This window comes from Amycolatopsis sp. NPDC004625 (genome assembly GCF_040609695.1).
Taxonomy (GTDB): Bacteria; Actinomycetota; Actinomycetes; order Mycobacteriales; family Pseudonocardiaceae; genus Amycolatopsis.
The window spans coordinates 159,873-185,300 of the sequence record NZ_JBEXKX010000016.1 but is presented as its reverse complement, the minus strand read 5'-3'; the positions used below and the strand labels follow the sequence as shown (position 1 = coordinate 185,300).

Below are 25,428 nucleotides of genomic sequence, written 5' to 3'. Positions count from 1 at the left end.
GAGCGGGAAAGACATGGCCGAGCTGACGATCTCCTCGGATGAGATCCGTAGCGCGATCGAGAACTACGTCTCGAGTTACGCCCCGGACGTGAGCCGGGAAGAAGTTGGCACCGTGGTGGACGCCGGCGACGGCATCGCCCACGTCGAGGGCCTGCCCTCGGCCATGGCCAACGAGCTGCTCGAGTTCCCCGGCGGCGTCCTGGGCGTCGCCCTGAACCTGGACGCGCGCTCCATCGGTGCCGCGATCCTCGGTGACTTCGAAAGCATCGAAGAGGGCCAGCAGGTCAAGCGCACCGGCCAGGTCCTGTCGGTGCCGGTCGGTGACGGCTACCTCGGCCGCGTCGTCAACCCGCTGGGCCAGGCGATCGACGGTCTCGGCGACATCGAGACCACCGAGCGCCGCGCGCTGGAGCTGAAGGCCGCCTCGGTGGTCGAGCGCCAGCCGGTGTCGGAGCCGCTGCAGACCGGCATCACCGCCATCGACGCGATGACGCCGATCGGCCGCGGCCAGCGCCAGCTGATCATCGGTGACCGCAAGACGGGCAAGACCGCCGTCGCCGTGGACACGATCATCAACCAGAAGGCCAACTGGGAGACCGGCGACCCGAAGCAGCAGGTCCGCTGCATCTACGTCGCGATCGGCCAGAAGGGCTCCACGATCGCCGCCGTGAAGAAGTCCCTCGAGGACGCCGGCGCGCTGGAGTACACCACCATCGTCGCGGCCCCCGCGTCCGACTCGGCCGGCTTCAAGTGGATCGCGCCGTACACCGGCTCGGCCATCGGCCAGCACTGGATGTACGAGGGCAAGCACGTCCTCATCGTGTTCGACGACCTGACCAAGCAGGCCGACGCCTACCGCGCGATCTCGCTGCTGCTGCGCCGCCCGCCGGGCCGCGAGGCGTTCCCCGGCGACGTCTTCTACTTGCACTCCCGCCTGCTGGAGCGTTGCGCGAAGCTGTCGGACGAGCTGGGTGCCGGCTCGCTGACCGGTCTCCCGATCATCGAGACCAAGGCGAACGACGTGTCGGCCTACATCCCGACCAACGTCATCTCGATCACCGACGGCCAGTGCTTCTTCCAGTCGGACCTGTTCAACGCCGGCCAGCGCCCGGCCATCGATGTGGGCATCTCGGTCTCCCGCGTGGGTGGTGCCGCGCAGGTCAAGGCGATGAAGTCGGTCTCCGGCTCGCTCCGCATCGACCTGTCGCAGTACCGCGAGCTGGAGGCCTTCGCGGCCTTCGCCTCGGACCTCGACGACGCGTCGAAGGCGCAGCTCGAGCGCGGTGCCCGCCTGTACGAGGTGCTCAAGCAGCCGCAGTACTCGCCGATCCCGGTCGAGGAGCAGGTCTGCACGGTGTGGCTGGGCACGAACGGCCACTACGACTCGGTCCCGACCGAGGACGTGCGCCGCTTCAACCACGAGTTCCTCGACTCGGCCCGCCGCAAGCACGACGACGTCCTGGGCGCGATCCGCGACTCCGGGAAGTTCGAGAACGAGACGGCCGACAAGCTGGTCGCCGCGGTGAACGAGTTCAAGAAGGAGTTCACCACATCCGAGGGCAAGTCCCTGGCCGAGGCGGACGCCGACGCGATGGACGCCGACAAGGTCGGGCAGGAGACCGTCAAGGTCAACAAGCCCGCCCCGAAGAAGTGAGCTGGTAGCTCATGGCCGCACAACTCCGGGAACTCCGGTCGCGCATCAAGGCGACCAAGTCGATCGGCAAGATCACCAAGGCGATGGAGCTCATCGCCACCGCGCGCATCACCAAGGCGCGGGCTCGGGTCGCCGCTTCCCGGCCGTACGCGGACGAGATCACCAAGGTGCTCTCGGCGCTGGCCGGCGCGGCCACCACGCTCGACCACCCCATGCTGGTCGAGCGCCCGAACCCGAAGCGGGCCGCCGTCCTGGTCGTGACCAGTGACAAGGGCCAGTGCGGTGGGTACAACTCCAACGTGCTGCGCGCGACCGAAGAGCTGCTTGCCCTCCTCCGCGAGGAGGGCAAGGAGCCGCAGGTCTACGTCACCGGCAACAAGGGGCTGAACTACTACCGGTTCCGGGGCCGCGAGGTCGTGGACGGCTGGACGGGCTTCTCCGACCAGCCGGGCTACGCGAACGCGGTCGCGGCCGGCGACGCTCTGGTCGAGTCGTTCATGCGCGGTGTCGACGACGAGCACGGCAACGCCGACGGCATCACGGGTGTCGACGAGATCCACATCGTCTACACCGAGTTCGTGTCGATGCTGACCCAGCGGCCGACCGCCAAGCGCGTCGCGCCGCTCGAGGTCGAGTACTCCGAGGGAGAAGAGGAGAAGCCCGCCGGGCTGCTCCCCAGCTACGAGTTCGAGCCGAGCGCCGACAAGCTGCTGGACGCGCTTCTGCCGAAGTACATCAACACGCGGCTCTACGCGGCCCTCCTCGAGTCCGCGGCGTCCGAGCTGGCCGCCCGCCGGACGGCGATGAAGGCCGCGTCGGACAACGCGAACGAGCTGGTCGGCAACCTGACGCGGGAGATGAACCAGGCCCGCCAGGCGCAGATCACCCAGGAGATCTCCGAAATCGTCGGTGGCGCGAACGCGCTCACCGCAGCAGGAAGTGATGATTGATGACCAGTACTGAAGCCCCGCGCGCCAAGGGGCGCATCGTGTCGGTGACCGGTCCGGTCGTCGACGTCGAGTTCCCGCGCGGTTCCGTGCCCGACCAGTTCAACGCCCTCAAGGTCGAGATCGAGTTCGAGCAGCTGCGCAAGACGGTGACCCTCGAGGTCGCCAGCCACCTGGGCGACAACCTCGTCCGCACCATCTCCCTGCAGCCGCAGGACGGCCTGGTGCGCGGCGCCGAGGTCACCGACACCGGCGGCCCGATCACCGTCCCGGTCGGCGACAAGGTCAAGGGCCACGTCTACAACGCCCTCGGCGAGTGCCTCGACGAGCCCGGCTACGGCGAGGACCTCGAGCGCTGGGGCATCCACCGCAGCGCTCCGTCCTTCGACCAGCTCGAGGGCAAGACCGAGATGCTGGAGACCGGCCTCAAGGTCGTCGACCTGCTCACCCCGTACGTCCAGGGTGGCAAGATCGGCCTGTTCGGCGGTGCCGGTGTCGGCAAGACGGTGCTCATCAAGGAGATGATCACCCGCGTCGCCCGGAACTTCGGTGGTACGTCGGTGTTCGCCGGGGTCGGCGAGCGCACCCGTGAGGGCAACGACCTCTTCCTGGAGATGTCCGAGGACGGCGTCATCAACGACACCGCCCTCATCTTCGGCCAGATGGACGAGCCGCCGGGCACGCGTATGCGCGTCGCCCTGTCGGCGCTGACCATGGCGGAGTACTTCCGCGACGTCCAGAACCAGGACGTGCTGCTGTTCATCGACAACATCTTCCGGTTCACCCAGGCCGGCTCGGAGGTGTCGACCCTGCTGGGCCGCATGCCGTCCGCCGTGGGTTACCAGCCGACGCTGGCCGACGAGATGGGGCAGCTGCAGGAGCGGATCACCTCGACGCGTGGTCGTTCGATCACCTCGATGCAGGCGATCTACGTCCCCGCGGACGACTACACCGACCCGGCCCCGGCCGCGACGTTCGCCCACCTGGACGCCACCACCGAGCTCTCCCGGTCGGTGTTCCAGAAGGGCATCTTCCCGGCGGTGGACCCGCTGGCGTCGACGTCGACGATCCTCGACCCGGCCATCGTCGGTGAGGACCACTACCGCGTCGCCTCCGAGGTCATCCGGATCCTGCAGAAGTACAAGGAGCTGCAGGACATCATCGCGATCCTCGGTATGGACGAGCTCTCGGAAGAGGACAAGCTGACCGTTCAGCGCGCGCGCCGCATCGAGCGGTTCCTGTCGCAGAACATGCTGGTCGCCGAGGCGTTCACGCAGATCCCGGGCTCGACGGTGCCGCTGTCGGAGACCATCGAGTCGTTCGACCGCATCGCCAAGGGTGACTTCGACCACTACCCGGAGCAGGCGTTCCTGGGCATCGGTGGCCTCGAGGACCTCGAAAAGAAGTACAAGGAAATCACCAAGAAGTGAGTTCCCGGGGACGGCGGGGGCAGTGTCCATTGTGGACTCGGGCCCCCGCCGTTCTCATAGCTGCAGACAGACCTATTACACTCGGTGGCAACACCCCGAGTTAAGGAGTGCTACGTGGCCGAGATGTCCGTGGAGCTGGTGGCCGTCGAGCGCCGTCTCTGGTCGGGTACCGCCACTTTCGTGGTGGCCCAGACCACCGAGGGCGAGATCGGCATCATGGCCGGTCACGAACCCGTGCTCGGGCAGCTGGTCGAGGGCGGCGTGGTCAAGGTGACGACCACGGACGGTGAGACGGTCTGCGCGGCCGTGCACGGCGGATTCCTCTCCGTCACCGGCACCGGGGTGAGCATCCTCGCCGAAAGCGCCGAGCTTTCCGACGAGATCGACGTCGAGGCGGCCAAGGCGGCCCTGACCGGGGACGACGAGACCGAGCGGGCGAGGGCCTCGGCCCAGCTCCGCGCAGCGGGTCAGTCGGCCTGAGCGCGAGACGGGCAGGAGCCGGGCCGTGAAGATCACCGTGGTCGTAGCAGGGCTCCTGATCGTGCTCGCGGTGCTGGCCGCCTGGTACGGCCAGCGGTGGATCCGGATGCGCCGCGGCGGGGGCGTGAGCGTCGCGCTGCGGTGGCGTCCGGACAACCCGCGGTCCAGCTGGCACCTGGGGCTGGGCCGCTACGAGGGCGACGAGTTCGTCTGGTACCGGGTGTGGAGCCTGCGGACCGGCGCCGACCGCGTCTTCCAGCGGGAAAGCATGCAGATCGCGGACCGTCGCGACCCGTCCGGCACCGAGGCCTACGCCGTCCCGGAGGGCTCGACCGTGCTGCGGTGCGAGTCCGAGACCCAGGAGGCGATCGAGATCGCCATGGGGCCCGGCGCGTTGACGGGCTTCCTGTCGTGGCTCGAATCCGCCCCGCCCGGGCGACGCCTCCCGCGCGCCTCGTAGCTGTCTCATTCCGAGACAGCTACCGGCGCCTCGCGGGCTTACCGTGGAGGCCATGATTCTCATCGTGGTCAAGTGGCCGGTGAAGCCCGAGTACGCGGAATCCTGGCTCGACATCGTCGGGGACTTCACCCGCGGCACGCGGGCCGAAGCGGGCAACAAGTTCTTCGAGTGGTCCCGCAGCGTCGACGACAAGAACACGTACGTGCTGGTCGAGGGCTTCGAAGGGCAGGACGCCGCGGTCGCGCACGTCAGCTCGGAGCACTTCAAGACGGCGGTGGCGACGCTGGGTGAGTACATCTCCGACAACCCGCGGATCATCAACGTCCAGGACGCCTCCGACTGGGGCCCGATGGCCGAAATTTCACCGCACTAAACTCGCTGTGTGACCCTCGTCGAGATCCCCGGCTCCAAGTCCGTCACCGCCCGCGGCCTGTTCCTGGCCGCCGCCGCGCACGGCACGACCACGCTCGGCCGCCCGCTGCACTCCGACGACACCGAGGGCTTCGCCGAGGGCCTGGCCGAGCTCGGCTACCGGGTCGACCGGCAGCCGGACGCGTGGACCATCGAGGGCCGCCCGTCGGGCCCGGGCGTCGCCGAGGCCGACGTCTTCTGCCGCGACGGCGCCACGACGGCCCGGTTCCTGCCCGCGCTGGCCGCGGCCGGCACCGGGACGTTCCGCTTCGACGCGTCCGACCAGATGCGCCGCCGCCCGCTCGGGCCGCTGACCGACGCCCTGCAGGAGCTGGGCGTCGACCTCGAGTTCCGCGGCGAGCCGGGGCACCACCCGCTGACGGTCCGCGCGAACGGCGTCAAGGGCGGCGAGCTGACCCTGGACGCGGGCCTGTCGTCACAGTTCCTGACGGCGTTGCTGCTGCTCGGGCCGCTGACCGCGGAGGGGCTGCGGATCACGGTCACCGACCTCGTGTCGGTGCCGTACGTCGAGATCACGCTGGAGATGATGCGCCGTTTCGGCGTCGACGTCCGCCGGGAGGGGCAGACGTTCGTGGTCCCGGCGCAGCCGTACCGGGCGTGCGAGTACCCGGTGGAGCCGGACGCGTCGACGGCGAGCTACTTCCTGGCCGCGGCGGCGGTCACCGGCCGCACGGTGACCATCCCGGGCCTCGGTTCCGACGCTCTGCAGGGGGACGTGAAGTTCGCCGACGTGCTGCGTGAGATGGGCGCGCACGTGGAGCTGACGCCGGACTCGGTGACGGTCGCGGGGCCGTCCGACGGCCTGCGCGGCATCACGGTCAATATGCGCGACATCTCGGACACGGTCCCGACGCTGGCGGCGATCGCGCCGTTCGCCACCGGCCCGGTGCGCATCGAGGACGTCTACAACACGCGCATCAAGGAGTGCGACCGGCTCGACGCGTGCGAGGAGAACCTGCGCGCGATGGGCATCGAGGTCGAGACGGGCCGCGACTGGATCGAGATCCGGCCGGGGCAGCCGACGGGCACCCTGGTGACCTGCCGCCGCGACCACCGGATCGCGATGGCGTTCAGCATCACGGGCCTGCTGGTCGACGACGTGACCCTGGACGACCCGGACTGCGTGAAGAAGACCTTCCCCGGCTTCCACCGGGCGCTGGGCGCGCTGCGGGAGAGCTGGGGGATCTAGGGCTGCCCGCCCGGCTGCCAGAGCACGTCACCCTCGGGGTTCGCCAGCCGGGCGAGGATGAACAGCAGGTCCGAGAGCCGGTTCAGGTACTTCACCGCGATCGGGTTGGTCACTTCGGGCTCCGCCTCGTGCAGGGCCCAGGCCGACCGCTCCGCCCGGCGCGCCACCGTGCGCGCCTGGTGCAGGAACGCCGCTCCCGGCGTGCCGCCCGGCAGGATGAACGACGTCAGCTTCGGCAGGCGCTCGTTGAACTCGTCGCACCAGCCTTCCAGGCGCTCGACGTACTTCTCGGTGATCCGCAGCGGCGGGTACGGCGGGTCGTCGGAGATCGGCAGGCACAGGTCCGCGCCGACGTCGAAGAGATCGTTCTGGATCGTGCGCAGCACGTCCGTCACTTCGGCCGGCAGCGCGCCGACCGCGATCGCCAGGCCGAGGACCGAGTTCGTCTCGTCCGTGTCCGCGTACGCGCCCAGGCGCGGGGACGTCTTGGGTACGCGGGACCCGTCGCCGAGCGCGGTTGTGCCGCTGTCGCCGACCTTCGTGTAGACGCGGTTGATGCGAACGACCATGAACCCACCATAGCGGCCCCCGCCCGGGCCGAATCCGGGCGAGAGGGCATGATTGGCGGCCATGAGCGAGCACTTCGACGTGCATGGCGGAGCCCGGCTGGTCGGCGAGGTCGACGTGGTCGGCGCCAAGAACAGCGTGCTGAAGCTGATGGCCGCGGCCCTCCTCGCGGAGGGCACCACGACCATCACGAACTGCCCGCAGATCCTGGACGTCCCGCTGATGGGCGACGTGCTGCGGAGCGTCGGCTGCGAGGTCGTCATCGAGGGCGACACGGCCACCATCACGACGCCGGCCGAGCTGTCGCACCGCGCGGACTCCGCGGCGATGGGCAAGCTGCGCGCGTCCGTCTGCGTGCTGGGGCCGCTGGTCGGCCGGCTGAAGCAGGCCGTCGTGGCGCTGCCGGGCGGCGACGCGATCGGCTCGCGCCCGCTGGACATGCACCAGAACGGCCTGCGCAAGCTGGGCGCGACGAGCACGATCGAGCACGGCTGCGTCGTCGCGAAGGCCGAGACGCTGGTCGGCGCGCAGATCTGGCTGGACTTCCCGAGCGTCGGCGCGACCGAGAACATCCTGATGGCGGCCGTGCTGGCCGAGGGCACCACGGTCATCGACAACTGCGCGCGCGAGCCGGAGATCGTCGACATCTGCACGATGCTCACCGAGATGGGCGCGAAGATCGAAGGTGCCGGGACGTCGACGCTGACCGTGCACGGCGTGGAGCAGCTGCACCCGACGACGCACAGCGTGATCGGCGACCGGATCGTGGGCGCGACCTGGGCGTTCGCCGCGTCGATGACGCGCGGCGACATCACCGTGCGCGGGGTCAACCCGCACCACCTCGACCTGGTGCTGAACAAGCTGCAGCTGGCCGGCGCGGACGTCGAGACGTTCGGCGACAAGGGCTTCCGCGTGGTCCAGCCGGAGCGCCCGAAGGCGGTCGACTGGGTGACGCTGCCGTACCCGGGCTTCGCCACGGACCTGCAGCCGTTCGCGGTGGCGCTGTCGGCGGTGTCGGAAGGCACGTCGATGATTACGGAGAACGTCTACGAGGCGCGCTTCCGCTTCATCGAGGAGATGGTCAGGCTGTCGGGCGACGCCCGCACGGACGGCCACCACGCGGTGGTCCGCGGCGTCGAGAAGCTGTCGAGCGCGCCGGTCTGGGCGTCGGACATCCGCGCGGGTGCGGGCCTGGTGCTCGCCGGCCTGTGCGCGGACGGCGTCACCGAGGTCTGGGACGTCTTCCACATCGACCGCGGCTACCCGCACTTCGTCGAGAACCTCAACCGCCTGGGCGCGAACATCAAGCGCGTCGCCGGCGAGCCCGACCGGAAGTGAGTTAACGGCGGTTCACGTGAGCCGTCGTCAACTCAAGCGCCCTGCGCGCCGAGCGCGCGCAGGGCGTACTCCACCAGCCGGTCCGCGTAGTCCGGTTCCGCTTCGGCCTGCCGGACCACCAGGCGCCAGTAGATCGGCGCCGCCAGGACGTCGAGCGCCAGCTCCATGTCCAGGTCCTCCGGGAGTTCGCCGCGCGCGATGGCGCGGCGCAGCATCGTCTCGCCCACTTCGCGCCGCGGACCGCCGATGGCTCCGCGCAGGCCGTCGCCGTAGCCCGGGTGGCGCGCGTCCTCCGCGACCAGGTCCGGCAGGATCCGCGAGAACAGCGGGTGCGTGAGCCAGTCGATCAGGGCCTGCATCGTTTCGCGCAGGTCGCCGCGCAGTGAACCGGTGTTCACATCGGCCGCGCGGGTCACGCTGAACTCCGTCACCACGGAGGCGATCATGTGGTCCTTCGACACCCACCGCCGGTACAGCGCGCTCTTGCCGACGCCGGCGCGTTTCGCCACCGCTTCCATCGACAGCCGCCCGTAGCCCTGCTCGGCGAGTTCCCACATGACAGCGTCGGTGATCGCCTGCGTGACCTCGGGCTGGAGGACCGCGGCGCCGGTCGGGGTGCGTGCCATGGGCGCAGTGTAGCGGGTGGACGGGACGGTACCGTCCCGTCTATGGTGGTGACGTCGGGACGGTACCGTCCCGTCCAAACGTCGAAGGAGGCTGCGATGCGCGACTTCGTCGAGCACGCGCTCGAACTGCTGCTCAGGCACGACATGGCCGGGTTCGCCGGCCTCTGGGCCGAGGACGGCGTCCTCGAGTTCCCGTTCGCCGGCCCCGGCTACCCGAAGCGTGTCGAAGGACGCGATGCGATCCGCGAGTACCTGCGGGACTACCCGAACCTGCTCGACATCCGCGAGGTCACGGCCAAGACCGTGCACGAGACGACCGAGCCGGGCGTGGTCGTCGCGGAGTTCACCGTCGCCGGGGTCGTGGTGGCCACGCAGCGGCCGTACGAGCTGTCGTACATCGCCGTGATCACGGTCGAGGACGGCGAGATCCGCAGCTATCGCGACTACTGGAGCCCGCAGGCCGCGGCCGACATCCTCGGCGGCGCCGACGAGCTGACGGCGGCGTTCAGTGACTGAAACTTTGGTCCTCGGCGGCACCGGCACGACCGGCCGCCGGGTCGTGGCGGGCCTGCGCGCGAACGGTGTCACCGCGCGGGCGGCTACCCGCAAGCCGGGCGAACCCGGCCAGGTCCGGTTCGACTGGGCCGACCGCGCCACTCACGCGGACGCGCTGCGTGGGGTGTCGGCGGTGTACCTGCTGCCGCCGATCGGCGAGGCCGAGCCCGCGCGGCTGGTGGAACCGTTCCTCGGTGACGCGCTGGCCGCCGGCGTCCGGCGGGTCGTGCTGCTCGGCTCGTCGGCCGTCACCGCGGACAGCCCGGGCCTCGGTGACCTGCAGCGGCTGGTGCGCGCGGCGCCGGAGTGGGCCGTGCTGAAGCCGTCGTGGTTCATGCAGAACTTCACCGGCGAACACCTGGTCGCCCAGGGCGTCCGGGACGGCGAGATCGTCACCGCCACGGGCGATGCGCGGGTCGCCTTCGTCGACGCCGGCGACATCGCCGCGGTCGCCGTCCGTGCGCTGACCGACGCCGTGCCGCACAACGCCGAGCACGTCCTGACTGGCCCCGCTGCCCTCAGCTACGTCGAAGCGGCCGCGATCGTCTCCGCCCACCTCGGCAGGACGGTACGGCACCGTCCCGTCCCGGCTGCGGAGTTCGCCGCGCGGCTGACCGCCGCCGGGATCCCCGCCGAGTTCGCCCGCGTGCTCGCCGCTCTCGACGACGACATCCGCCGCGGCGCCGAAGACCGTGTCACCCGGACCGTCGAGCAGATCGCCGGCCGGCCCGCCCGCCCGTTCGCCACCTTTGTCCAGGAGGAGATCCGATGAAGCAGCTGATGTTCGAAGAGGACGCGCAGTTCTGGTTCGAGACCCTGCGCCTGTTCGGCCACGCGGCCTACGGCGGCTCGGACTTCGGCGAGGTCGTCGCCGCGGCCTCGACCGTGACGGCGGGCGACTACGACAGCTGGCACGACGCCTACCGCGCCCTGGCCGATCGGCTGTACGCCGAAGCGGCCGACGCGGGCCCGGTGACGGCGCGGGACCTCCTGCTGCGCGCGTCGACGTACTACTTCTCGTCGGAGTTCTTCCTGCACGGCAACCCGGCGGACCCGCGGATCGCGGCGGCGTACGACCGGAGCGTCGAGTGCTTCCGGCGCGCGGGTGTCGCGGAGCCGGTAGAAATCCCTTACGGCACAACGGTTCTCAGCGGCTACTTCTACCGCGCGCCCGGCGAGGGACCGAAGCCGCTGCTGATCATGCACAACGGATTCGACGGCAGTGCCGAAGAACTGCACTACATGGGCGCGGCAGCCGGCGCCGAGCGCGGCTACCACGTGCTGACGTTCGACGGCCCGGGCCAGCCGAGCGCGGTCCGGCGGGCCGGGCTCGTGTTCCGCCCGGACTGGGAGCACGTCGTCACGCCGGTGGTCGACTTCGCGCTGACGCTCGACGGCGTCGACCCGGCGCGGATCGCCCTGCTCGGCGTGAGCCTGGGCGGGATGCTGGCCCCGCGCGCGGCGGCGTTCGAGGACCGGCTGGCCGCGGTCGTCGCGGTGGACGGCGTGTACGACGCGGGTGCGGCGGTGACGTCGATGCTGCCGTGGCCGCGCGAGGAGATCGTCCGCCGGGCGAACGCCGGGCAGGACGAGGAGTTCGACGCCCTGCTCACCGCGGGACGGCAGGCGAGCCCGACGCTGCGCTGGGCGTGCGACCACGGCCGGTACGTGCTGGGCGCGGCGTCCGACCGCGAGTTCATCGCGAAGTACCTGGAGTACACGCTGGAGGGCGGCGTGGCGGAGAAGATCACGTGCCCGGTCCTGGTGTGCGAAGCGGCGGACGACCTGTTCTTCGGCGGCGACCGGGAAACCGAGCCGCGGAGGCTGTACGCGCACCTGGAGGCACCGAAGACGCTGCTGACGTTCACGGCGGAGGAGGGCGCGGACGCGCACTGCCACGTCGGCGCCCAGCGCCTCGCGACGGGCCGGATCTACGACTGGCTGGACCGGACGCTCTAGCCTTCGAGCGCGAGGGCGGCGCCGAAGCCGACCAGCGCGGTGCCGGTTGCGCCGTCCATCACGCGGCGGACCCGGCGCCGTCCCAGCCAGCCGCGTACGCGGTGCACGAAGAACAGCAGCAGCACCTGCCACAGCACGCCCAGCGCCGCGACCGTGTACGCCAGCAGCAGCGCGTCACCCTGGTCCGTCACCCCCGGCGTCAGGAACTGCGGCAGCACCGACAGGTACAGCACGATCACCTTCGGGTTCGTGATGTTGGAGAGGAACCCCTCGCGGAACCGCCGGCCGCGGGTGGCACGGGCGCGGCGGACGTCGTCCAAGGCGTCGTAGGAACCGCGCCAAGCTCCGCGCAGCGCCTGGACGCCCAGGAACACCAGGTATGCGGCGCCGGCCCACTTGAGCGTGAGGAACACCGGCTGCGACCGGGTGAGCACCGCGCCCAGGCCGAGGGCCGCCGCCGTGCCCTGGAGGAAGTTCGCCACCGTGATGCCCGCGCACGCCCACGCGCCGCCGCGGGGGCCGCCCGTCAGGGCGTTCTTCAGCACGATCATCGTGTCCGGGCCGGGCATCATCGCCAGGAACGCCATCATCGCGGTGAATCCCGCGTACGTGCTCCACGTCATCAGGACTCCAGGGCCAAGGCGGCGCCGAAGCCGAGCAGGGCCGTGCCGGTCACGCCGTCGAGGGCGCGGCGGACCCGGCGGCGCTCCAGCCACGCCCGCACGCGGTGCACGAACACCAGCAGCACCAGCAGCCACACCACGCCGAGCACGGCGACCGTGTACGCCAGCGCCAGCGCGTCCCAGGTCGTCGTGCGGGCCGGGTCGAGGAACTGGGGCAGCACCGACAGGTACAGCACCAGCACCTTCGGATTGGTGATGTTGGAGAGGAACCCTTCGCGGAACCGGCGGAACCCGCCGCCGCGGCGGCGCTGAGCCTGCTCGACGACGTCGTAGTTCCCGCGGAACGCCCCGCGCAGCGCCTGGAAGCCGAGGAAGACGAGGTAGGCCGCGCCGGCCCACTTCAGGGCCAGGAACACCGGCTGCGAACGGGCGATCAGGACGCCGAGGCCGAGCGCGGCGGCGCTGCCCTGCACCGCGTTGCCGGTGAAGATGCCCAGCGACGCGAGCAGGCCGCCCCGGAACCCGCCGGACAGCGCGTTCTTCAGCATCACCATCGTGTCGGGGCCCGGCGCCAGCACGATCAGGACCACGATGACCAGGTAACTCCCGTAGGCACTCCACGTCACGGCTGCCCACGCTAATCGACCGGTGGCCGCCCGGTCTCGCGGATTTCGGTCACACCGCCGCGGTGCTCGGCGGACGGGGTGCCGGCAGAGTAGTGTTCGGCCATGTCAGCAGGGGAAATCGAGCTTCTGCCCGGTGAGCGCGTGCTCTGGGCGGGAGAGCCGGTGCAGCGCCCGCTCTACGTCGCCGCGGACGGGGTGATCGCCCCGGCCGGACTCGTCCTCGCGGCCGCCGCGCTCTGGTTCCTGCTGGTGAAGGCACCCAGCGGCCCGGCGATGATCGCGGCGGTGGTGGTCCTGGTCGTCGGCTGCTACGGGGCCGTCGGGCGGTCCGTCGTCCGGTACCTCGCGCTCGGGCGCACGACCTACGCCGTGACGGACAGCCGGATCATCGCGCGCTCGGGCCTGTTCCGGCAGAAGGAACGCGCCAGCGAACTCGCCGGGCTGCCGGCCCCGGTCCTCAAGCCGGGGCCGTCGCGCACCGGGACCATCGGCTTCGGCCCGGGCGCGGTGACGCTGATGGGCGTCGGCGAACCCAAGCGCGTCCGCGACCTGCTGGTCAAGGCCATCGACGAGGCGACCGCGCGCCAGGCACCGCCGGAACCGGGCAGCTCGGCCGCCTGAGCGGGCAACCCGCGCGGCCTTCCGGAGCGTCACCCGGCAAAGAGCGCCGGGGAGGCCGCCGTGGAGGAGCCGATCGTCGTCCTGTTGCCGGGTGAGCGCCTGCTGTGGTCGGGACGGTCCCGTCGCGTCGCTCCGGTCGGCCGCGAGTGGTTCCGCCTGGCCGTGGGCGCGATCCTGGTGTCGGGGCCCCTTGCCGCCGGGCTGCCGGAGCCGGACGGCGGGTTCCCGGTCATGGCTGTGGTCGTCGCGGTCTTCGGGCTCGTCCTCGCCTGGGGACCCGTGCTCTGGCGGCTCCGGTCGACGCGCCGCGCGGTGTACGCGGTGACCGACCGGCGGGTCCTGGTCGCCGACCGCGTCTCGGGCCGCACCCGCGAGGAGTACCTGATCGACCTGGAGCGGCCGGTCCTCCGGCCCGGCCAGGACGGCACCGGCACGTTGACGCTGAAGCGGTGGGACGCGTCCGCGAACTTCTTCCGCGCGCCGGTGGGGTCACGGAAGGAGTGGCTTCCGATCGAGCTGTTCACCGTGCCGGACGCCGCCCGGCTCTGCGGGCTGATCGAGGCGGAACAGGCCCGGGGGTGAGCGCCGGTCGTCACCCGGACGTGTCCGATTCCACTGCCCAGCTATGTTACCGACGGGTACACTCGACGGATCGCCCACCGCCGGAGGTGCACCGTGCCGTACCCAACGGATCGAGAACGAGATCGCCCGTGGGTGATGCGGACGTACGCGGGGCACTCCTCCGCGGCCGCGTCGAACGAGCTCTACCGGCGCAACCTCGCGAAGGGGCAGACCGGCCTTTCGGTGGCCTTCGACCTGCCCACGCAGACCGGCTACGACCCGGACCACCAGCTCTCGCGCGGCGAGGTCGGCAAGGTCGGCGTGCCGGTGTCGCACATCGGCGACATGCGGCAGCTCTTCGACGGCATCCCGCTCGCCGAGGCGAACACGTCGATGACCATCAACGCGCCGGCCATGTGGCTGCTCGCGCTGTACGTCTCCGTGGCGCGCGAGCAGGCCGAGGCCGAAGGGCGTGACGTCGACGAGGTCCTCGCCAAGCTCGCCGGCACCACGCAGAACGACATCATCAAGGAGTACCTCTCCCGCGGGACCTACATCTTCCCGCCGGGACCGAGCCTGCGGCTGATCACCGACGTCATCGCGTGGACCGTGCACCACGTCCCGCAGTGGAACCCGATCAACATCTGCAGCTACCACCTGCAGGAAGCCGGCGCGACGCCGACGCAGGAGGTCGCGTACGCGCTGTGCACCGCGATCGCCGTGCTCGACGCCGTCCGCGACTCCGGGCAGGTCGACCAGGCCGACATGGCGAAGGTCGTCGCGCGGATCTCCTTCTTCGTCAACGCCGGTGTCCGGTTCGTCGAGGAGATGTCCAAGATGCGCGCGTTCACCGCGCTCTGGGACGAAATCACCCGTGACCGCTACGGCGTGACGGACCCCAAGGCCCGCCGCCTGCGCTACGGCGTCCAGGTCAACTCGCTCGGGCTGACCGAGGCCCAGCCGGAGAACAACGTCCAGCGGATCGTGCTGGAGATGCTCGCGGTGTCGCTCTCGCGCGGCGCCCGCGCCCGCGCGATCCAGCTGCCCGCGTGGAACGAGGCCCTCGGCCTGCCCCGGCCGTGGGACCAGCAGTGGGCGCTGCGGATGCAGCAGGTGCTCGCGTTCGAGACGGACCTGCTGGAGTACGAGGACATCTTCGACGGCTCGCACGTCATCCAGGCCAAGGTCGACGAGATCATGGCCGGCGCCCGCGAGGAGATCGCCCGCGTGCAGGACCTCGGCGGCGCGGTCGCCGCGGTCGAGAGCGGCTACATGAAGTCGCAGCTCGTCGCGTCACTGGCCGAGTACCGCCGCGGGATGGAACACGGCGAGCGCGTGCTGGTCGGGGTCAACAAGTTCGAGACGACCGAGCCGTCGCCGCTGCAGGCCGAGGGCGCGAAGGCGATCGAGACGGTCGACCCGGCCGCCGAGAAGGCCGCCATCCAGGCCATCGAGGAATGGCGCGAACAGCGCGACAACGACGCCGTCGAGCGCTCCCTGGCCACGCTGCGGGAACGCGCGCAGACGGCGGAGAACCTGTTCGAGGCCACTGTGGACTGTGCGCGGGCCGGTGTCACCACCGGCGAGTGGGCCGGTGCGCTGCGCGAGGTGTTCGGCGAATACCGGGCGCCCACCGGCGTTTCCGCCTCCGCGGTCGCGGGCACGGGCGACGCCGAGCTGGAGCGGGTGCGCACGCGGGTCCGGGAAACCGAGGCGGAACTGGGCGAGCGGCTGCGGATCCTGGTCGGCAAGCCGGGCCTCGACGGGCACTCCAACGGCGCCGAGCAGGTCGCCGTCCGGGCGCGCGACGCCGGCTTCGAGGTCGTCTACCAGGGCATCCGGCTGACGCCGGAGCAGATCGTCGCGGCCGCCGTGCAGGAGGGCGTGCACGTCGTCGGGCTGTCGGTGCTCTCCGGTTCGCACCTCGAAGTCGTTCCGCAGGTCGTCAACGGCCTGCGGGCCGCGGGCGCGGGCGACGTGCCGGTGATCGTCGGCGGCATCATCCCGCCGGACGACGCCGCGCTGCTGCTCGAACGCGGCGTCGCCCGGGTGTTCACGCCCAAGGACTACGAGCTCACCGGGATCATGGCCGGCATCGTGGACCTGGTCCGGGAGCGGCACGAGCTCAGCTGAGCCCGGCCAGGATGTCCTTTGTGGACTTCACGGTGGCGAACTGGTTCGCCAGGTTCGCCGCCGTGACGCGGGAGAGCTCGTCCGCCGTCACGACGTCGCCGTCGACGCCCGGCAGGTCGAACGTGAAGGTCGCGTCGAGGGCGAAAGTCACGTCGTAGCCGAGGTTCCCGCCCATCCGCGCGGTGGTTTCGCAGCAGAAATTGGTCTGGATGCCGCCCAGGACGAAGCTCGTGATGCCGCGCTTGCGCAGCCACGCGTCGAGGTCGACGTCGCCGATGAAGGCCGAGTTGACCTGCTTGCCGAACACCAGGTCCGGTCGCGCGCCGTCGAGTTCGGGCTTGAAGTCGTTGCCCGGCTGACCGGGCCGCAGCGGCGAGCCCGGTTCCCGGGAGTCGTGGTGCACGAGCACCACCGGGAGCCGTCGTTCCTGCCACGCGTCGAGCAGGGCCTTCATGTTCGCTTCCGCGCCCGGGTTGTTGCGCGGACCCCAGAACCCCGGCTCGTCGAACCCGCGCTGGACGTCGATCAGGATGAGTGCCGTTTCCGTCATCCGTCGAGTTTCGCGGCCCGGGGACGCTGGAGGGGAGTGGCAGAGGGTGCGCGATGCGGTACTTTTCTGCCATGCGCACGATCGGCGTCCTGCTGCTGCCGGGTACCCGGACGTTCGACCTCGCGGTGCTCGGCGAGGTCTGGGGCCAGGACCGGACCGACAGCGGAATCGGCCCGTTCACGGTCCGGCTGTGCAGCCCCGGCCGGGTGCGCACGCCCCTGTCGCCGTTCGGCGACGTCGCGGCCACGCACGGGCTCGCCGGCCTCGGCGGCTGCGACCTCGTGCTGGCCCCGGGCCGCGACGACCCCCTGGCCCCGGTCGCGCCGGCCGCCGTCGCGGCGCTGCGCCGGGCGCACCGGGCCGGGGCGACCGTCGCGGGGCTGTGCTCCGGCGCGTTCACGCTGGCCGCCGCCGGGCTGCTCGACGGCCGCCCGGCGACCACGCACTGGCGTGACCTCGACGCCCTCGCGCTCGCCGCGCCGCGCGCGGACCTGCAGCGGGACGTGCTCTACACCGACGACGGCGGTGTCCTGACGTCCGCGGGCGTCGTCGGCGGCCTCGACCTCTGCCTCTACCTGGTCCGGCGCGACCACGGCGCCGACGTCGCCGCCGCGCTGGCCCGCCGGCTCGTGATGCCGCCGGCGCGCGAGGGCGGGCAGCGGCAGTACGTCGAGAACCCGCTGCCGCCGCCGTCGGCGCAGCCCGGCCTGGCGTCCACAATGGACTGGGCGCTGGGCAGGCTGGCCACCGGGATCGGCGTCGAGGACCTGGTCGGGCACGCGCGGATGAGCGAGCGGACGTTCCACCGCGAGTTCGCCGCAGCCACCGGCGTGACACCGGGCCGCTGGCTGCGCGTCCAGCGCGTCCGGTACGCGCAGCGGCTGCTGGAGACGACGTCGCTGCCCGTCGACCGCGTCGCCGAGCGCTCCGGGCTGGGCACGGCGGCCAACCTGCGGCGGCGGATGCGCGCCGAAGTCGGCGTCGGCCCGGACAGCTATCGGCGCACATTCCGAGGGGCTACCGTCGAAGCATGTACCAGCACCTCCTCGTGAAGCGCGACGGCGACACCGTCACGATCACCATGAACCGGGCGGCGCGGCGCAATTCGCTGTCCGCGGACCACCTCGCCGAGCTGCTCGCGGCCTTCCGCGAGGCCGGGACGTCCGACGCGACCGGCGTCGTGCTGGCCGGCGACGGCCCGGTGTTCTCCGCCGGGCACGACTTCGGCGACGTCGCCGCCCGCGACCTGATGGGCGTGCGCGAGCTGCTGACGCTGTGCACGGAGCTCATGCACACGATGCAGTCGATCCCGCAGGTCGTCATCGCGCGGGTGCACGGCCTGGCCACCGCGGCGGGCTGCCAGCTGGTGGCCTCCTGCGACCTGGCGGTGGCCGCCGAGTCGGCGGGGTTCGCCCTGCCGGGTGGCAAGGGCGGCTGGTTCTGCCACACGCCGGCGGTGCCGGTGGCGCGCTCGATCGGCCGCAAGCGGCTGATGGAGCTGGCGCTGACCGGTGACGTCATCGACGCGGCGACGGCGCTCGACTGGGGCCTGGTCAACCGGGTCGTGCCCGACGACCGGCTCGACGACGCCGTCGCGGAGCTGCTGGCGCGGGCGACGCGGGGCAGCCGGGCGAGCAAGTCGATGGGCAAGGTGACGCTCTACGCCCAGCTCGACCGGCCCGAGGCCGACGCGTACGCGATCGCGCTGGAGGTCATGGCCGCGGCGTCCCAGCTGCCCGGCGCCCGCGAAGGCATGGCGGCCTTCCTGGAAAAACGCAAGCCTTCCTGGCCGGACTGAGCCCTTCCGCGCCGGTGGGGTTTCGTCGTGGCCGTGGACCGTACCATACGGTATGGTATGGCCATGGCGGGCAAGCGGGACTGGCTGGACGCGGGGTTGGTGCTGCTGGCGGAGCAGGGTGCGCCGGCGGTGACGATCGAGCGGCTGGCCGAGCGGCTCGGGCTGTCGAAAGGCTCGTTCTACCACCACTTCAAGGGCATGGGCGGCTACCGCACGGCGCTGCTGGAGCACTTCGAGACCGAACGCACCACGCGGTTCGTGGAGCAGGCCGAAGCGGCCGAGGGTGACCGGCTGGACGCGTTGCTGAGGCTGGTTCTCGCGCCGGGACCGGGACCGGAGCTGGAGATCGCCGTCCGGGCGTGGGCGCTGCAGGACGCCGGAGCGAGGGCGGTCCAGGCGCGCGTCGACGCCACCCGCGTCGCCTACCTGACGGAGATCAGCGGCGACGCCGCTCTCGCGCAGGCGCTGTACCTCGTCGTCGTCGGCGCCGGGCAGGTCGTGCCGCCGCTGACCGGCCGCGAGCTCAAGAACGCTTTGGAACTCGTACTGGGGAGACGGAAATGACCGAGCCGTACGCCGACGGAGCCGACTACGTCGAATTCAAGGAGATCGAGAGCGAGAACAGCCTGCGCGAATTCGTCGCCGGCGTGTTCGGGTGGTCGCCGGCCTGGGTGAAAGCCCTGTTCGGTGTCCGGTACGTGCTCGCCAAGGCGCTGCGGCTGGACACCGCGGCCGTTCCGCGCACCGGCCGGCTCCGGCCCGAGGACGTCGGTTTCGCGCCCGGCGACCGCGTGGCGTTCTTCACCGTCCGGGACGGCGATCCGGAGCGCTACCTGGTGGCCGGTGTGGACGACAGCCACCTGACCGGGTACCTGACGGTGGAGGCGGTGCCGCGCGGCTTCCGGCTCGGCACGATCGTGCACTTCCACAACCGCGTCGGCCCGGCCTACTTCGCGCTGATCAAGCCGTTCCACCACCTGGTGATCCGGGGGATGCTCAAGGCCGGTGCCGCTCGGCCAGCATGAGCTGCATCCACGCGGCGATCGACTGCGCGTCGGTGATTTCGCCGGTGACGATCATCTTGTCGATGTCCTCGCGCGCGAACCACGCGCTGCGCATGTCCTGCTCTTCGTGCTCGCGCTCCGGCTCGCCTTCGGTGATGTCCGTGGCGAGGAACACCCAGCCGCGCTGGCTGCTCATGCCGGCCGCGACGTCGAGCTTGCCGAGCGGGACCATCGAGCCCGCGCGCAGGCCTGTCTCCTCGCGCAGTTCCCGCGCGGCGAGCTCGCCCGGCGGCACGTCGGCCAGGTCCGGCGCGGTGCCCTGCGGGAACTCCCAGCGCCGCTGCCCGAGCGGGTAGCGGAACTGCTCGACCAGCCGGAACCGGTCGCCGTCCCGGGCGATGACCAGCGCGTAGGTCGGCTTGTCGATCACGCCGTAGATGCCCGCCGAGCCGTCGAGGCGGCGGATTTCGTCCTCCCGCACGGTCATCCAGTTGTTCCGGTACACCTCGCGGGACGCGACACGCTGAATGGGGTCCACGCGCCCAGTATCACCGACCCTGTCCTACCCTCCTCGGGTGCGTCTCGTGATCGCGCGGTGCCAGGTCGACTACGCCGGCCGGCTGACCGCCCACCTGCCGATGGCCACCCGCCTGCTGCTCGTCAAGTCCGACGGCTCGGTGTCGGTGCACTCCGACGACCGTGCGTACAAGCCGTTGAACTGGATGAGCCCGCCGTGCTGGCTCATCGAGGACGGCAAGCTCTGGATCGTGGAGAACAAGCAGGGCGAGAAGCTGGTGATCTCGATCGAAGAGGTCTTCCACGACTACTCCCAGGCCCTCGGCGCGGAACCGGGACTGCAGAAGGACGGCGTCGAAGCGCACCTGCAGGAACTGCTGGCCGAGCACATCAAGACCCTCGGCGACGGCTACACGCTGGTCCGCCGCGAATTCCCGACGGCGATCGGCCCGGTCGACATCATGGCCCGCGACGCCGATGGCCGCTCGGTCGCGGTCGAGATCAAGCGCCGCGGCGAAATCGACGGCGTCGAGCAGCTCACGCGGTACCTGGAACTGCTCAACCGCGACCCGCTGCTGGCCCCGGTGCAGGGCGTGTTCGCGGCCCAGATCATCAAGCCGCAGGCCCGCACGCTGGCCGAGGACCGCGGGATCCGCTGCCTGACCCTGGACTACGACGAACTCCGCGGCATCGAGTCCGACGAATTCCGGCTGTTCTGAGTGTCCGACGTGTCCGACGTGGAGCCCGGCCGGTACGTCCACCACAAGGGCGGCGAGTACGAGGTGCTCGGCGTGGCCCGGCACAGCGAAACCGAAGAGGAACTGGTCGTGTACCGCGCGCTGTACGGCGAGCGGGGCCTGTGGGTGCGCCCGGCGGCGATGTTCGCGGAGACGGTCGGGACGCCCGGCGGCCGGGTGCCGCGCTTCCGCCGTGTGACGGACTGACCCGCGCCGGTGAAAAAATCGCCCGCCGGGCTGCCCGGACGGGCGGATCTCGGGGCCGATACCGAATCGATGCGGAAACAGGTGTATCTGATTCGATGATTATTCCTCCGCCAGGAAATCATTGACCCGATAGCGGCCCGAGTGGTCAGCGGATACTTTTTCACCGCGATTCCTGCGCTGTTCGGGTGAGTTCGGGATCTTATTCGGCCGTGCCGTGCCACACTCGATTCGAGGGGTTCCGCCGGTGCGTCCGGTGTGGCCGGAGGGTGGTGCGCTCGGCCGTCTTTTCTTCGTCGTGCCCAACGTCGTTGTCCGCCTTCGAGCTCGTGTGTGCGCGCCAGCCGGCCGGTGTGCGCGCTTTTTCGCCTGCACGGAGGAGGAAGTCATGCGTTATCGCCCACTCGGTTCCGATCCGGCCGACCCGCGTCTGGGCCGGTTCATTCCGGACGACTGGCGGCACGTCGAAAGGTATCCGCTCGGTGCGCTGGCCGAGGAAGACCGCCCCACCCGCTCGCCCGTCGTGATCGGCGTCAACTGGTACTCGGCGTTCGACACCCCGGAACAGGACGAAACCTCCGGCGAGTTCTTCATCGCGAAGGCCGGGGTCGCGCAGCTCGGCCGGATCCGCGGCGGCCACTGCGTCTGCCTCGAACCGGGTGGTACCCCGGACACCGACGCCTACTACGCGTTCTACGACCAGGGGCACGAAGGCGCCTGCGTCGGCTTCGGCTGGTCACGGTGCATGTCGCTGTTCAACGGCAGCGAGTACGCGGCCCGCTGGCTCTGGGACGCGGCCAAGAAGCGCGACGAGTGGCCCGAGACCAACCCGGGCGACGAGAACGGCACGTCGGTCCGGGCCGCGGCCGAGGTCCTCAAGGAAACCGGGCACGTCCTGTGGGACGACTCGTACGCGAACGACGACTGGCAGGCGCGGGAGAAGTACACCCCCGAGGCCAAACAGGGCATCAAGGCGTTCCGCTGGGCGAAGTCGGTCGACGACGTGCATTCCGTGCTCGCCAACCCGCGGGCCGACGAGCTCGGCGCGGTGCCGATCCTCAACTCGTGGGGCCCGGGCTTCCCGCACCGGACCTACCTGCCCGACGCGGTGCTCGCCAAGCTGATCGACGAAGAGGGCGAGATCGCGGTCCCGACCGACCGCTGACCCCGGCCGCTCCCGCGGCGCGTGACGAAGGCGCGTTTCCCCTGGTGAAAGCCGGGGGAGGCGCGCCTTCTGGCCATTGTGGACACGTCAACGTGCCGACCCTGAATCCATGCAGTACTGTCCGGATCCGACAGGGTGCTGGTGATTCCTGTCGGATCTTGTCCTGTCTCGAAGAGGAACTGCCGGAGGTGGGTCGGGTGCTCGTCCTAGCCGATGCGAACCTGCGACTCGACGCGAGCGTGATCGACTACATCGAGTTGGCGTTCTACTTCGTGCTCGTGCTCGGCATCGGGTACCTGGCGCGGCGGCAGGTGTCGAGCAGCCTCGACTTCTTCCTGTCCGGCCGGTCGCTGCCCGCCTGGGTCACCGGCCTCGCGTTCATCTCGGCGAACCTCGGCGCGGTCGAAGTGATGGGCATGTCGGCGAACGGGGCCAAGTACGGCCTGCCGACCGTGCACTACTTCTGGATCGGCGCCATCCCGGCGATGCTGTTCCTCGGCATCGTGATGATGCCGTTCTACTACGGCTCGAAGGTCCGCAGCGTCCCCGAGTTCATGCGCCGGCGCTTCGGCAAGCCGGCCCACCTGGTCAACGGCGTCAGCTTCGCCGCGGCCCAGATCCTCATCGCGGGCGCGAACCTCTTCCTCCTGGCCAGCGTCGTCAAGCTGCTCCTCGGCTGGCCGCTGTGGGTGTCCATCGTCGTCGCCGCCGCGATCGTGCTCTCCTACACCGCGCTCGGCGGCCTTTCCGCCGCGATCTACAACGAGGTCCTGCAGTTCTTCGTCATCGTCATCGCCCTGGTGCCGCTGACGATCATCGGCCTGGTCAAGGTCGGCGGCTGGCAGGGGCTGGTCCAGAAGGTCACCAACAGCCCGGGCGGGTCGGCGCAGCTGCACTCCTGGCCCGGTGACAACCTGACCGGCTTCGGCAACAACATCCTGTCGATCCTCGGCATCGTGTTCGGCCTCGGGTTCGTGCTCTCCTTCGGGTACTGGACGACGAACTTCGTCGAGGTCCAGCGTGCGATGGCGTCGAAGAGCATGTCGGCCGCGCGGCGCACGCCGATCATCGGCGCGTTCCCGAAGATGCTGGTCCCGTTCATCGTGATCATCCCCGGCATGATCGCCGCGGTCACCGTGTCCGAGTACGTGAAGGACAAGCAGGTGCTGCTCGACGGCGGCACCGCCGAAAGCGGCGTCACGTTCAACAACGCGCTCCTGCTGCTGATGCGCGACCTGCTGCCGAACGGCATGCTCGGCATCGCCATCGCCGGCCTGCTCGCCTCGTTCATGGCCGGCATGGCGGCCAACCTGAGCTCGTTCAACACGGTCTTCACCTACGACATCTGGCAGACCTACGTCCAGAAGGAAAAGCCGGACCACTACTACCTGAACCTGGGCCGGATCGTGACGTCGGCCGGCACGATCCTGGCGATCGGCACGGCGTTCATCGCGTCGCAGTCCAGCAACATCCTGGACTACCTGCAGGACCTGTTCTCGTTCTTCAACGCGCCGCTGTTCGCGACGTTCATCCTCGGCATGTTCTGGAAGCGGATGACCCCGCACGCCGGCTGGAGCGGCCTGGTGCTCGGGACCGCGTCCGCGATCACCGTCTGGGCCCTGTCGAAGGCCGGGGTGCTGGGCCTGACCGGCCAGGGCATCAGCTTCGTCGCCGCGGGGACCGCGTTCGTCGTCGACATCGTGGTGAGCGTCGCCGTCTCGCTGGCGACCCGGCCGAAGGCGGACGAGGAGCTGGTCGGCCTCGTCTACTCGCTGACGCCGAAGGAAACCCGGCAGCACGATTCGACCGGCGAGAACGCGGGCTGGTACCGCAAGCCGGGCCTGCTCGCGGGCATCGTGCTCGTCCTGACCATCGCCCTGAACGCCATTTTCTAGGAGGCCGGAATGGCTACCGAGTCGCAGCCGCGCGCGCACAAGGCCGGCGCCTTCGACATCCGGCTGATCATCGCCCTGCTGATCGGCGTCTACGGCGTCATCCTCACCGTCATGGGGATCGGCTTCACCTCCGACGACGACCTCAAGAAGGCCGCCGACGTCAACATCAACCTGTGGGCCGGGATCGGCATGCTGGTGGTGGCCGCGCTGTTCGTCACCTGGGCCCTGGTCCGGCCGCTCGTCGTGCCCACGGAGACCGAGAGCGACGACACAGCGGCCGTCGCCGGCGAATAAGCGGGTTGTCCGGACAGCGGCGCGCACCGGCCGCTACCGTGCTCGGCGTGTTCCCAGACGTCCGGCACCGCCGGTTCCCGAAGCTGTTCCTGCTGGTCACCGCCCTCGTGCTGCCCCTGACGGCGTGCGGGCAGGACCTCGGCAAGTCCAACTTCGCCCGGACGACGGTGCCCGCGGCGGCCGGCTCCGGCCAGGTCGCCGACGGCCCGATCACCGACGCCGCGGTGGCGGCGAACGTGCTCCGCACCGTCCAGCCGTGCCAGTTCCTGGCCAAGGACGCCCTCGGGGCGCTGGGCCTCGGCACGGTCGAGGACGACCCGTCGCCGTCGTCGATCGCCTTCGACACCTGCCGCAACAAGGTGAAGGACCCGGGCGGCAAGGAGATCCGGCTCGAGCTCGAGATCGGCAGCACCGTGGTGCCGCGGGCGGACAAGACGACCGGCGCGGTCGGCGGGCTGCCGCTGCGCGTGAACAAGACCGGGGACACCGACTGCACCGTGGCCGTGATGACGGCGTTGAACCCGGACGTGGGACTCGAGGTGACCGTCACCTACGCGGGTGACGATCCCTGCCGTCCGGGGCAGACGTTCGCCGAGGCCGTCGTCCAGAAGCTGCACAACTCGCCGGAGAAGTACTCGACGCCGCCGGGGACCGTGCTGACCGTGGATCCGTGCGCGATGGCCGACGCGGCGGCCGTGACCGCCGCCGTGCCGGCGGCGAAGGCGGCGCCCTCGGGCCTGCACTCGTGCGAGTGGAAGGACCGGGGCCCGTCGGTGACGGTCGGGTTCCTGCCGGGCCTGCCCCCGCTCGTCGGCGACGGTTACTCCAAGGTGGACCTCGGCAACGGCGTGACCGCGTTCCAGAAGCCGCAGACCGGGGGTTCGGCGCGGTGCAAGGTCCAGTGGCAGCACCGGCCGTGGCAGGGCGACGACGTCGAACTGGCCCAGGTGGACTACCAGGGTTATGACGACAACGACGCCGATCCGTGCGGCAAGGCGGTGACCGTCGCGAAGAACGTGGTCACCAAGCTCCCTAAGCCTTGATCTGGCGGCCGGCCCCGCGGC

General features: G+C 70.6%; 30 protein-coding genes. 24 read left to right on the top strand and 6 right to left on the bottom strand.

Translation table 11 applies throughout. The features are described from left to right. Positions 1-13 precede the first annotated feature (13 nt). The 7 genes from atpA (at position 14) to aroA (ending at position 6,592) form a co-directional block, all read left to right on the top strand. Complete coding sequence (atpA, locus tag ABZW17_RS20710) at positions 14-1,654, top strand: F0F1 ATP synthase subunit alpha (protein WP_354816209.1); 1,641 nt, start codon at positions 14-16, stop codon at positions 1,652-1,654. Positions 1,655-1,665: 11 nt separating this feature from the next. Continuing rightward, entirely contained in the window at positions 1,666-2,604 is a 939-nt protein-coding gene (locus ABZW17_RS20705; protein ID WP_310967041.1) for a F0F1 ATP synthase subunit gamma, read from the top strand. Continuing rightward, positions 2,604-4,031, top strand: coding sequence for a F0F1 ATP synthase subunit beta (gene atpD / locus ABZW17_RS20700; protein ID WP_003102661.1), 1,428 nt, complete (start codon positions 2,604-2,606; stop codon positions 4,029-4,031). The genes ABZW17_RS20705 and atpD overlap by 1 nt, the downstream gene beginning before the upstream one ends. Before the next feature lie 114 nt (positions 4,032-4,145). Then, on the top strand, positions 4,146-4,511 hold the full coding sequence (locus ABZW17_RS20695; protein ID WP_003102658.1) for a F0F1 ATP synthase subunit epsilon: 366 nt from the start codon (positions 4,146-4,148) through the stop codon (positions 4,509-4,511). Between the two features lie 25 nt (positions 4,512-4,536). After that, positions 4,537-4,971, top strand: coding sequence for a DUF2550 domain-containing protein (locus ABZW17_RS20690; protein ID WP_013229520.1), 435 nt, complete (start codon positions 4,537-4,539; stop codon positions 4,969-4,971). Positions 4,972-5,023: 52 nt separating this feature from the next. After that, positions 5,024-5,344: a putative quinol monooxygenase gene (locus ABZW17_RS20685; protein ID WP_354816203.1), complete on the top strand. Its 321-nt coding sequence runs from the start codon at positions 5,024-5,026 to the stop codon at positions 5,342-5,344. Between the two features lie 9 nt (positions 5,345-5,353). Beyond that, entirely contained in the window at positions 5,354-6,592 is a 1,239-nt protein-coding gene (gene aroA, locus ABZW17_RS20680) for a 3-phosphoshikimate 1-carboxyvinyltransferase (RefSeq protein ID WP_354816200.1), read from the top strand. Here aroA and ABZW17_RS20675 read toward each other — a convergent pair. Then, the gene (locus tag ABZW17_RS20675; protein ID WP_354816197.1) at positions 6,589-7,161 is read right to left on the bottom strand and encodes a cob(I)yrinic acid a,c-diamide adenosyltransferase; all 573 of its coding nucleotides are present in this window, start codon (positions 7,159-7,161) and stop codon (positions 6,589-6,591) included. The two genes, aroA and ABZW17_RS20675, sit on opposite strands and share 4 nt — an antisense overlap. 61 nt (positions 7,162-7,222) lie before the next feature. On the opposite strand from ABZW17_RS20675, the gene murA reads away from it, so the two are divergent. Beyond that, the gene (gene murA / locus ABZW17_RS20670; RefSeq protein WP_003102645.1) at positions 7,223-8,497 is read left to right on the top strand and encodes a UDP-N-acetylglucosamine 1-carboxyvinyltransferase; all 1,275 of its coding nucleotides are present in this window, start codon (positions 7,223-7,225) and stop codon (positions 8,495-8,497) included. Positions 8,498-8,529: 32 nt separating this feature from the next. Here murA and ABZW17_RS20665 read toward each other — a convergent pair whose 3' ends face one another. Then, complete coding sequence (locus ABZW17_RS20665; protein ID WP_354816193.1) at positions 8,530-9,123, bottom strand: TetR/AcrR family transcriptional regulator; 594 nt, start codon at positions 9,121-9,123, stop codon at positions 8,530-8,532. Positions 9,124-9,165: 42 nt separating this feature from the next. On the opposite strand from ABZW17_RS20665, the gene ABZW17_RS20660 reads away from it, so the two are divergent. Genes ABZW17_RS20660 through ABZW17_RS20650 form a run of 3 tightly spaced genes read left to right on the top strand, consistent with a single transcriptional unit; the run spans position 9,166 to position 11,637 of the window. Further along, positions 9,166-9,639 (top strand): nuclear transport factor 2 family protein, encoded by a 474-nt coding sequence (locus tag ABZW17_RS20660; RefSeq protein ID WP_354816190.1) that lies wholly within the window; start codon positions 9,166-9,168, stop codon positions 9,637-9,639. Beyond that, positions 9,632-10,450: an ergot alkaloid biosynthesis protein gene (locus ABZW17_RS20655; protein ID WP_354816187.1), complete on the top strand. Its 819-nt coding sequence runs from the start codon at positions 9,632-9,634 to the stop codon at positions 10,448-10,450. Before ABZW17_RS20660 ends, ABZW17_RS20655 begins: the two co-directional genes overlap by 8 nt. Beyond that, complete coding sequence (locus ABZW17_RS20650; protein ID WP_354816184.1) at positions 10,447-11,637, top strand: alpha/beta fold hydrolase; 1,191 nt, start codon at positions 10,447-10,449, stop codon at positions 11,635-11,637. The genes ABZW17_RS20655 and ABZW17_RS20650 overlap by 4 nt, the downstream gene beginning before the upstream one ends. On the opposite strand, the gene ABZW17_RS20645 is transcribed toward ABZW17_RS20650, so the two are convergent. Both ABZW17_RS20645 and ABZW17_RS20640 read right to left on the bottom strand, forming a co-directional pair. After that, a complete protein-coding gene (locus ABZW17_RS20645; RefSeq protein ID WP_354816181.1) occupies positions 11,634-12,260 on the bottom strand; it encodes a LysE family translocator in 627 nt (208 codons plus the stop codon). The two genes, ABZW17_RS20650 and ABZW17_RS20645, sit on opposite strands and share 4 nt — an antisense overlap. Next, on the bottom strand, positions 12,260-12,886 hold the full coding sequence (locus ABZW17_RS20640) for a LysE family translocator (protein ID WP_354816178.1): 627 nt from the start codon (positions 12,884-12,886) through the stop codon (positions 12,260-12,262). The genes ABZW17_RS20645 and ABZW17_RS20640 overlap by 1 nt, the downstream gene beginning before the upstream one ends. Positions 12,887-12,988: 102 nt before the next feature. Here ABZW17_RS20640 and ABZW17_RS20635 point away from each other — a divergent pair, with 102 nt between their 5' ends. The 3 genes from ABZW17_RS20635 to ABZW17_RS20625 all read left to right on the top strand — a co-directional run bounded on the left by ABZW17_RS20635 (position 12,989) and on the right by ABZW17_RS20625 (position 16,201). Beyond that, positions 12,989-13,507 carry a PH domain-containing protein gene (locus ABZW17_RS20635; protein ID WP_354816175.1) on the top strand — a complete coding sequence of 173 codons (519 nt, stop codon included), beginning with the start codon at positions 12,989-12,991 and terminating at the stop codon, positions 13,505-13,507. A 60-nt stretch (positions 13,508-13,567) separates the two neighbouring features. After that, positions 13,568-14,089, top strand: a complete 522-nt coding sequence (locus tag ABZW17_RS20630; protein ID WP_354816172.1) for a hypothetical protein — start codon at positions 13,568-13,570, stop codon at positions 14,087-14,089. A 93-nt stretch (positions 14,090-14,182) separates the two neighbouring features. Then, entirely contained in the window at positions 14,183-16,201 is a 2,019-nt protein-coding gene (locus ABZW17_RS20625) for a protein meaA (protein ID WP_354816169.1), read from the top strand. Here the strand turns inward: ABZW17_RS20625 and ABZW17_RS20620 are convergent. After that, a complete protein-coding gene (locus tag ABZW17_RS20620; RefSeq protein ID WP_354816166.1) occupies positions 16,194-16,751 on the bottom strand; it encodes a cysteine hydrolase family protein in 558 nt (185 codons plus the stop codon). The two genes, ABZW17_RS20625 and ABZW17_RS20620, sit on opposite strands and share 8 nt — an antisense overlap. 71 nt (positions 16,752-16,822) lie before the next feature. Here ABZW17_RS20620 and ABZW17_RS20615 point away from each other — a divergent pair, with 71 nt between their 5' ends. The 4 genes from ABZW17_RS20615 to ABZW17_RS20600 all read left to right on the top strand — a co-directional run bounded on the left by ABZW17_RS20615 (position 16,823) and on the right by ABZW17_RS20600 (position 19,574). After that, the gene (locus ABZW17_RS20615; protein WP_354816163.1) at positions 16,823-17,803 is read left to right on the top strand and encodes a helix-turn-helix domain-containing protein; all 981 of its coding nucleotides are present in this window, start codon (positions 16,823-16,825) and stop codon (positions 17,801-17,803) included. Continuing rightward, positions 17,782-18,549 (top strand): enoyl-CoA hydratase-related protein, encoded by a 768-nt coding sequence (locus ABZW17_RS20610; RefSeq protein ID WP_354816160.1) that lies wholly within the window; start codon positions 17,782-17,784, stop codon positions 18,547-18,549. The genes ABZW17_RS20615 and ABZW17_RS20610 overlap by 22 nt, the downstream gene beginning before the upstream one ends. A gap of 63 nt (positions 18,550-18,612) precedes the next feature. Further along, positions 18,613-19,113, top strand: coding sequence for a helix-turn-helix domain-containing protein (locus ABZW17_RS20605; protein ID WP_354816157.1), 501 nt, complete (start codon positions 18,613-18,615; stop codon positions 19,111-19,113). Then, positions 19,110-19,574, top strand: a complete 465-nt coding sequence (locus tag ABZW17_RS20600) for a DUF2867 domain-containing protein (protein WP_354816154.1) — start codon at positions 19,110-19,112, stop codon at positions 19,572-19,574. Before ABZW17_RS20605 ends, ABZW17_RS20600 begins: the two co-directional genes overlap by 4 nt. Here ABZW17_RS20600 and ABZW17_RS20595 read toward each other — a convergent pair. Further along, positions 19,546-20,091, bottom strand: a complete 546-nt coding sequence (locus tag ABZW17_RS20595; RefSeq protein WP_354816151.1) for an NUDIX hydrolase — start codon at positions 20,089-20,091, stop codon at positions 19,546-19,548. The genes ABZW17_RS20600 and ABZW17_RS20595 overlap by 29 nt on opposite strands. A gap of 37 nt (positions 20,092-20,128) precedes the next feature. Here ABZW17_RS20595 and nucS point away from each other — a divergent pair, with 37 nt between their 5' ends. From nucS to ABZW17_RS20565, 6 genes are all read left to right on the top strand, one after another. Then, entirely contained in the window at positions 20,129-20,788 is a 660-nt protein-coding gene (nucS, locus tag ABZW17_RS20590; RefSeq protein ID WP_285985896.1) for an endonuclease NucS, read from the top strand. 18 nt (positions 20,789-20,806) lie between these two features. Further along, on the top strand, positions 20,807-21,013 hold the full coding sequence (locus ABZW17_RS20585) for a DUF1653 domain-containing protein (RefSeq protein ID WP_354816313.1): 207 nt from the start codon (positions 20,807-20,809) through the stop codon (positions 21,011-21,013). Positions 21,014-21,398: 385 nt separating this feature from the next. Then, entirely contained in the window at positions 21,399-22,175 is a 777-nt protein-coding gene (locus tag ABZW17_RS20580; protein WP_354816147.1) for a hypothetical protein, read from the top strand. A 197-nt stretch (positions 22,176-22,372) separates the two neighbouring features. After that, positions 22,373-24,070: a sodium:solute symporter family protein gene (locus ABZW17_RS20575; RefSeq protein ID WP_354816144.1), complete on the top strand. Its 1,698-nt coding sequence runs from the start codon at positions 22,373-22,375 to the stop codon at positions 24,068-24,070. 9 nt (positions 24,071-24,079) lie between these two features. Then, positions 24,080-24,364, top strand: a complete 285-nt coding sequence (locus ABZW17_RS20570; protein WP_354816141.1) for a hypothetical protein — start codon at positions 24,080-24,082, stop codon at positions 24,362-24,364. Between the two features lie 47 nt (positions 24,365-24,411). Then, on the top strand, positions 24,412-25,407 hold the full coding sequence (locus tag ABZW17_RS20565) for a DUF3558 domain-containing protein (protein ID WP_354816138.1): 996 nt from the start codon (positions 24,412-24,414) through the stop codon (positions 25,405-25,407). Positions 25,408-25,428: the final 21 nt, after the last annotated feature.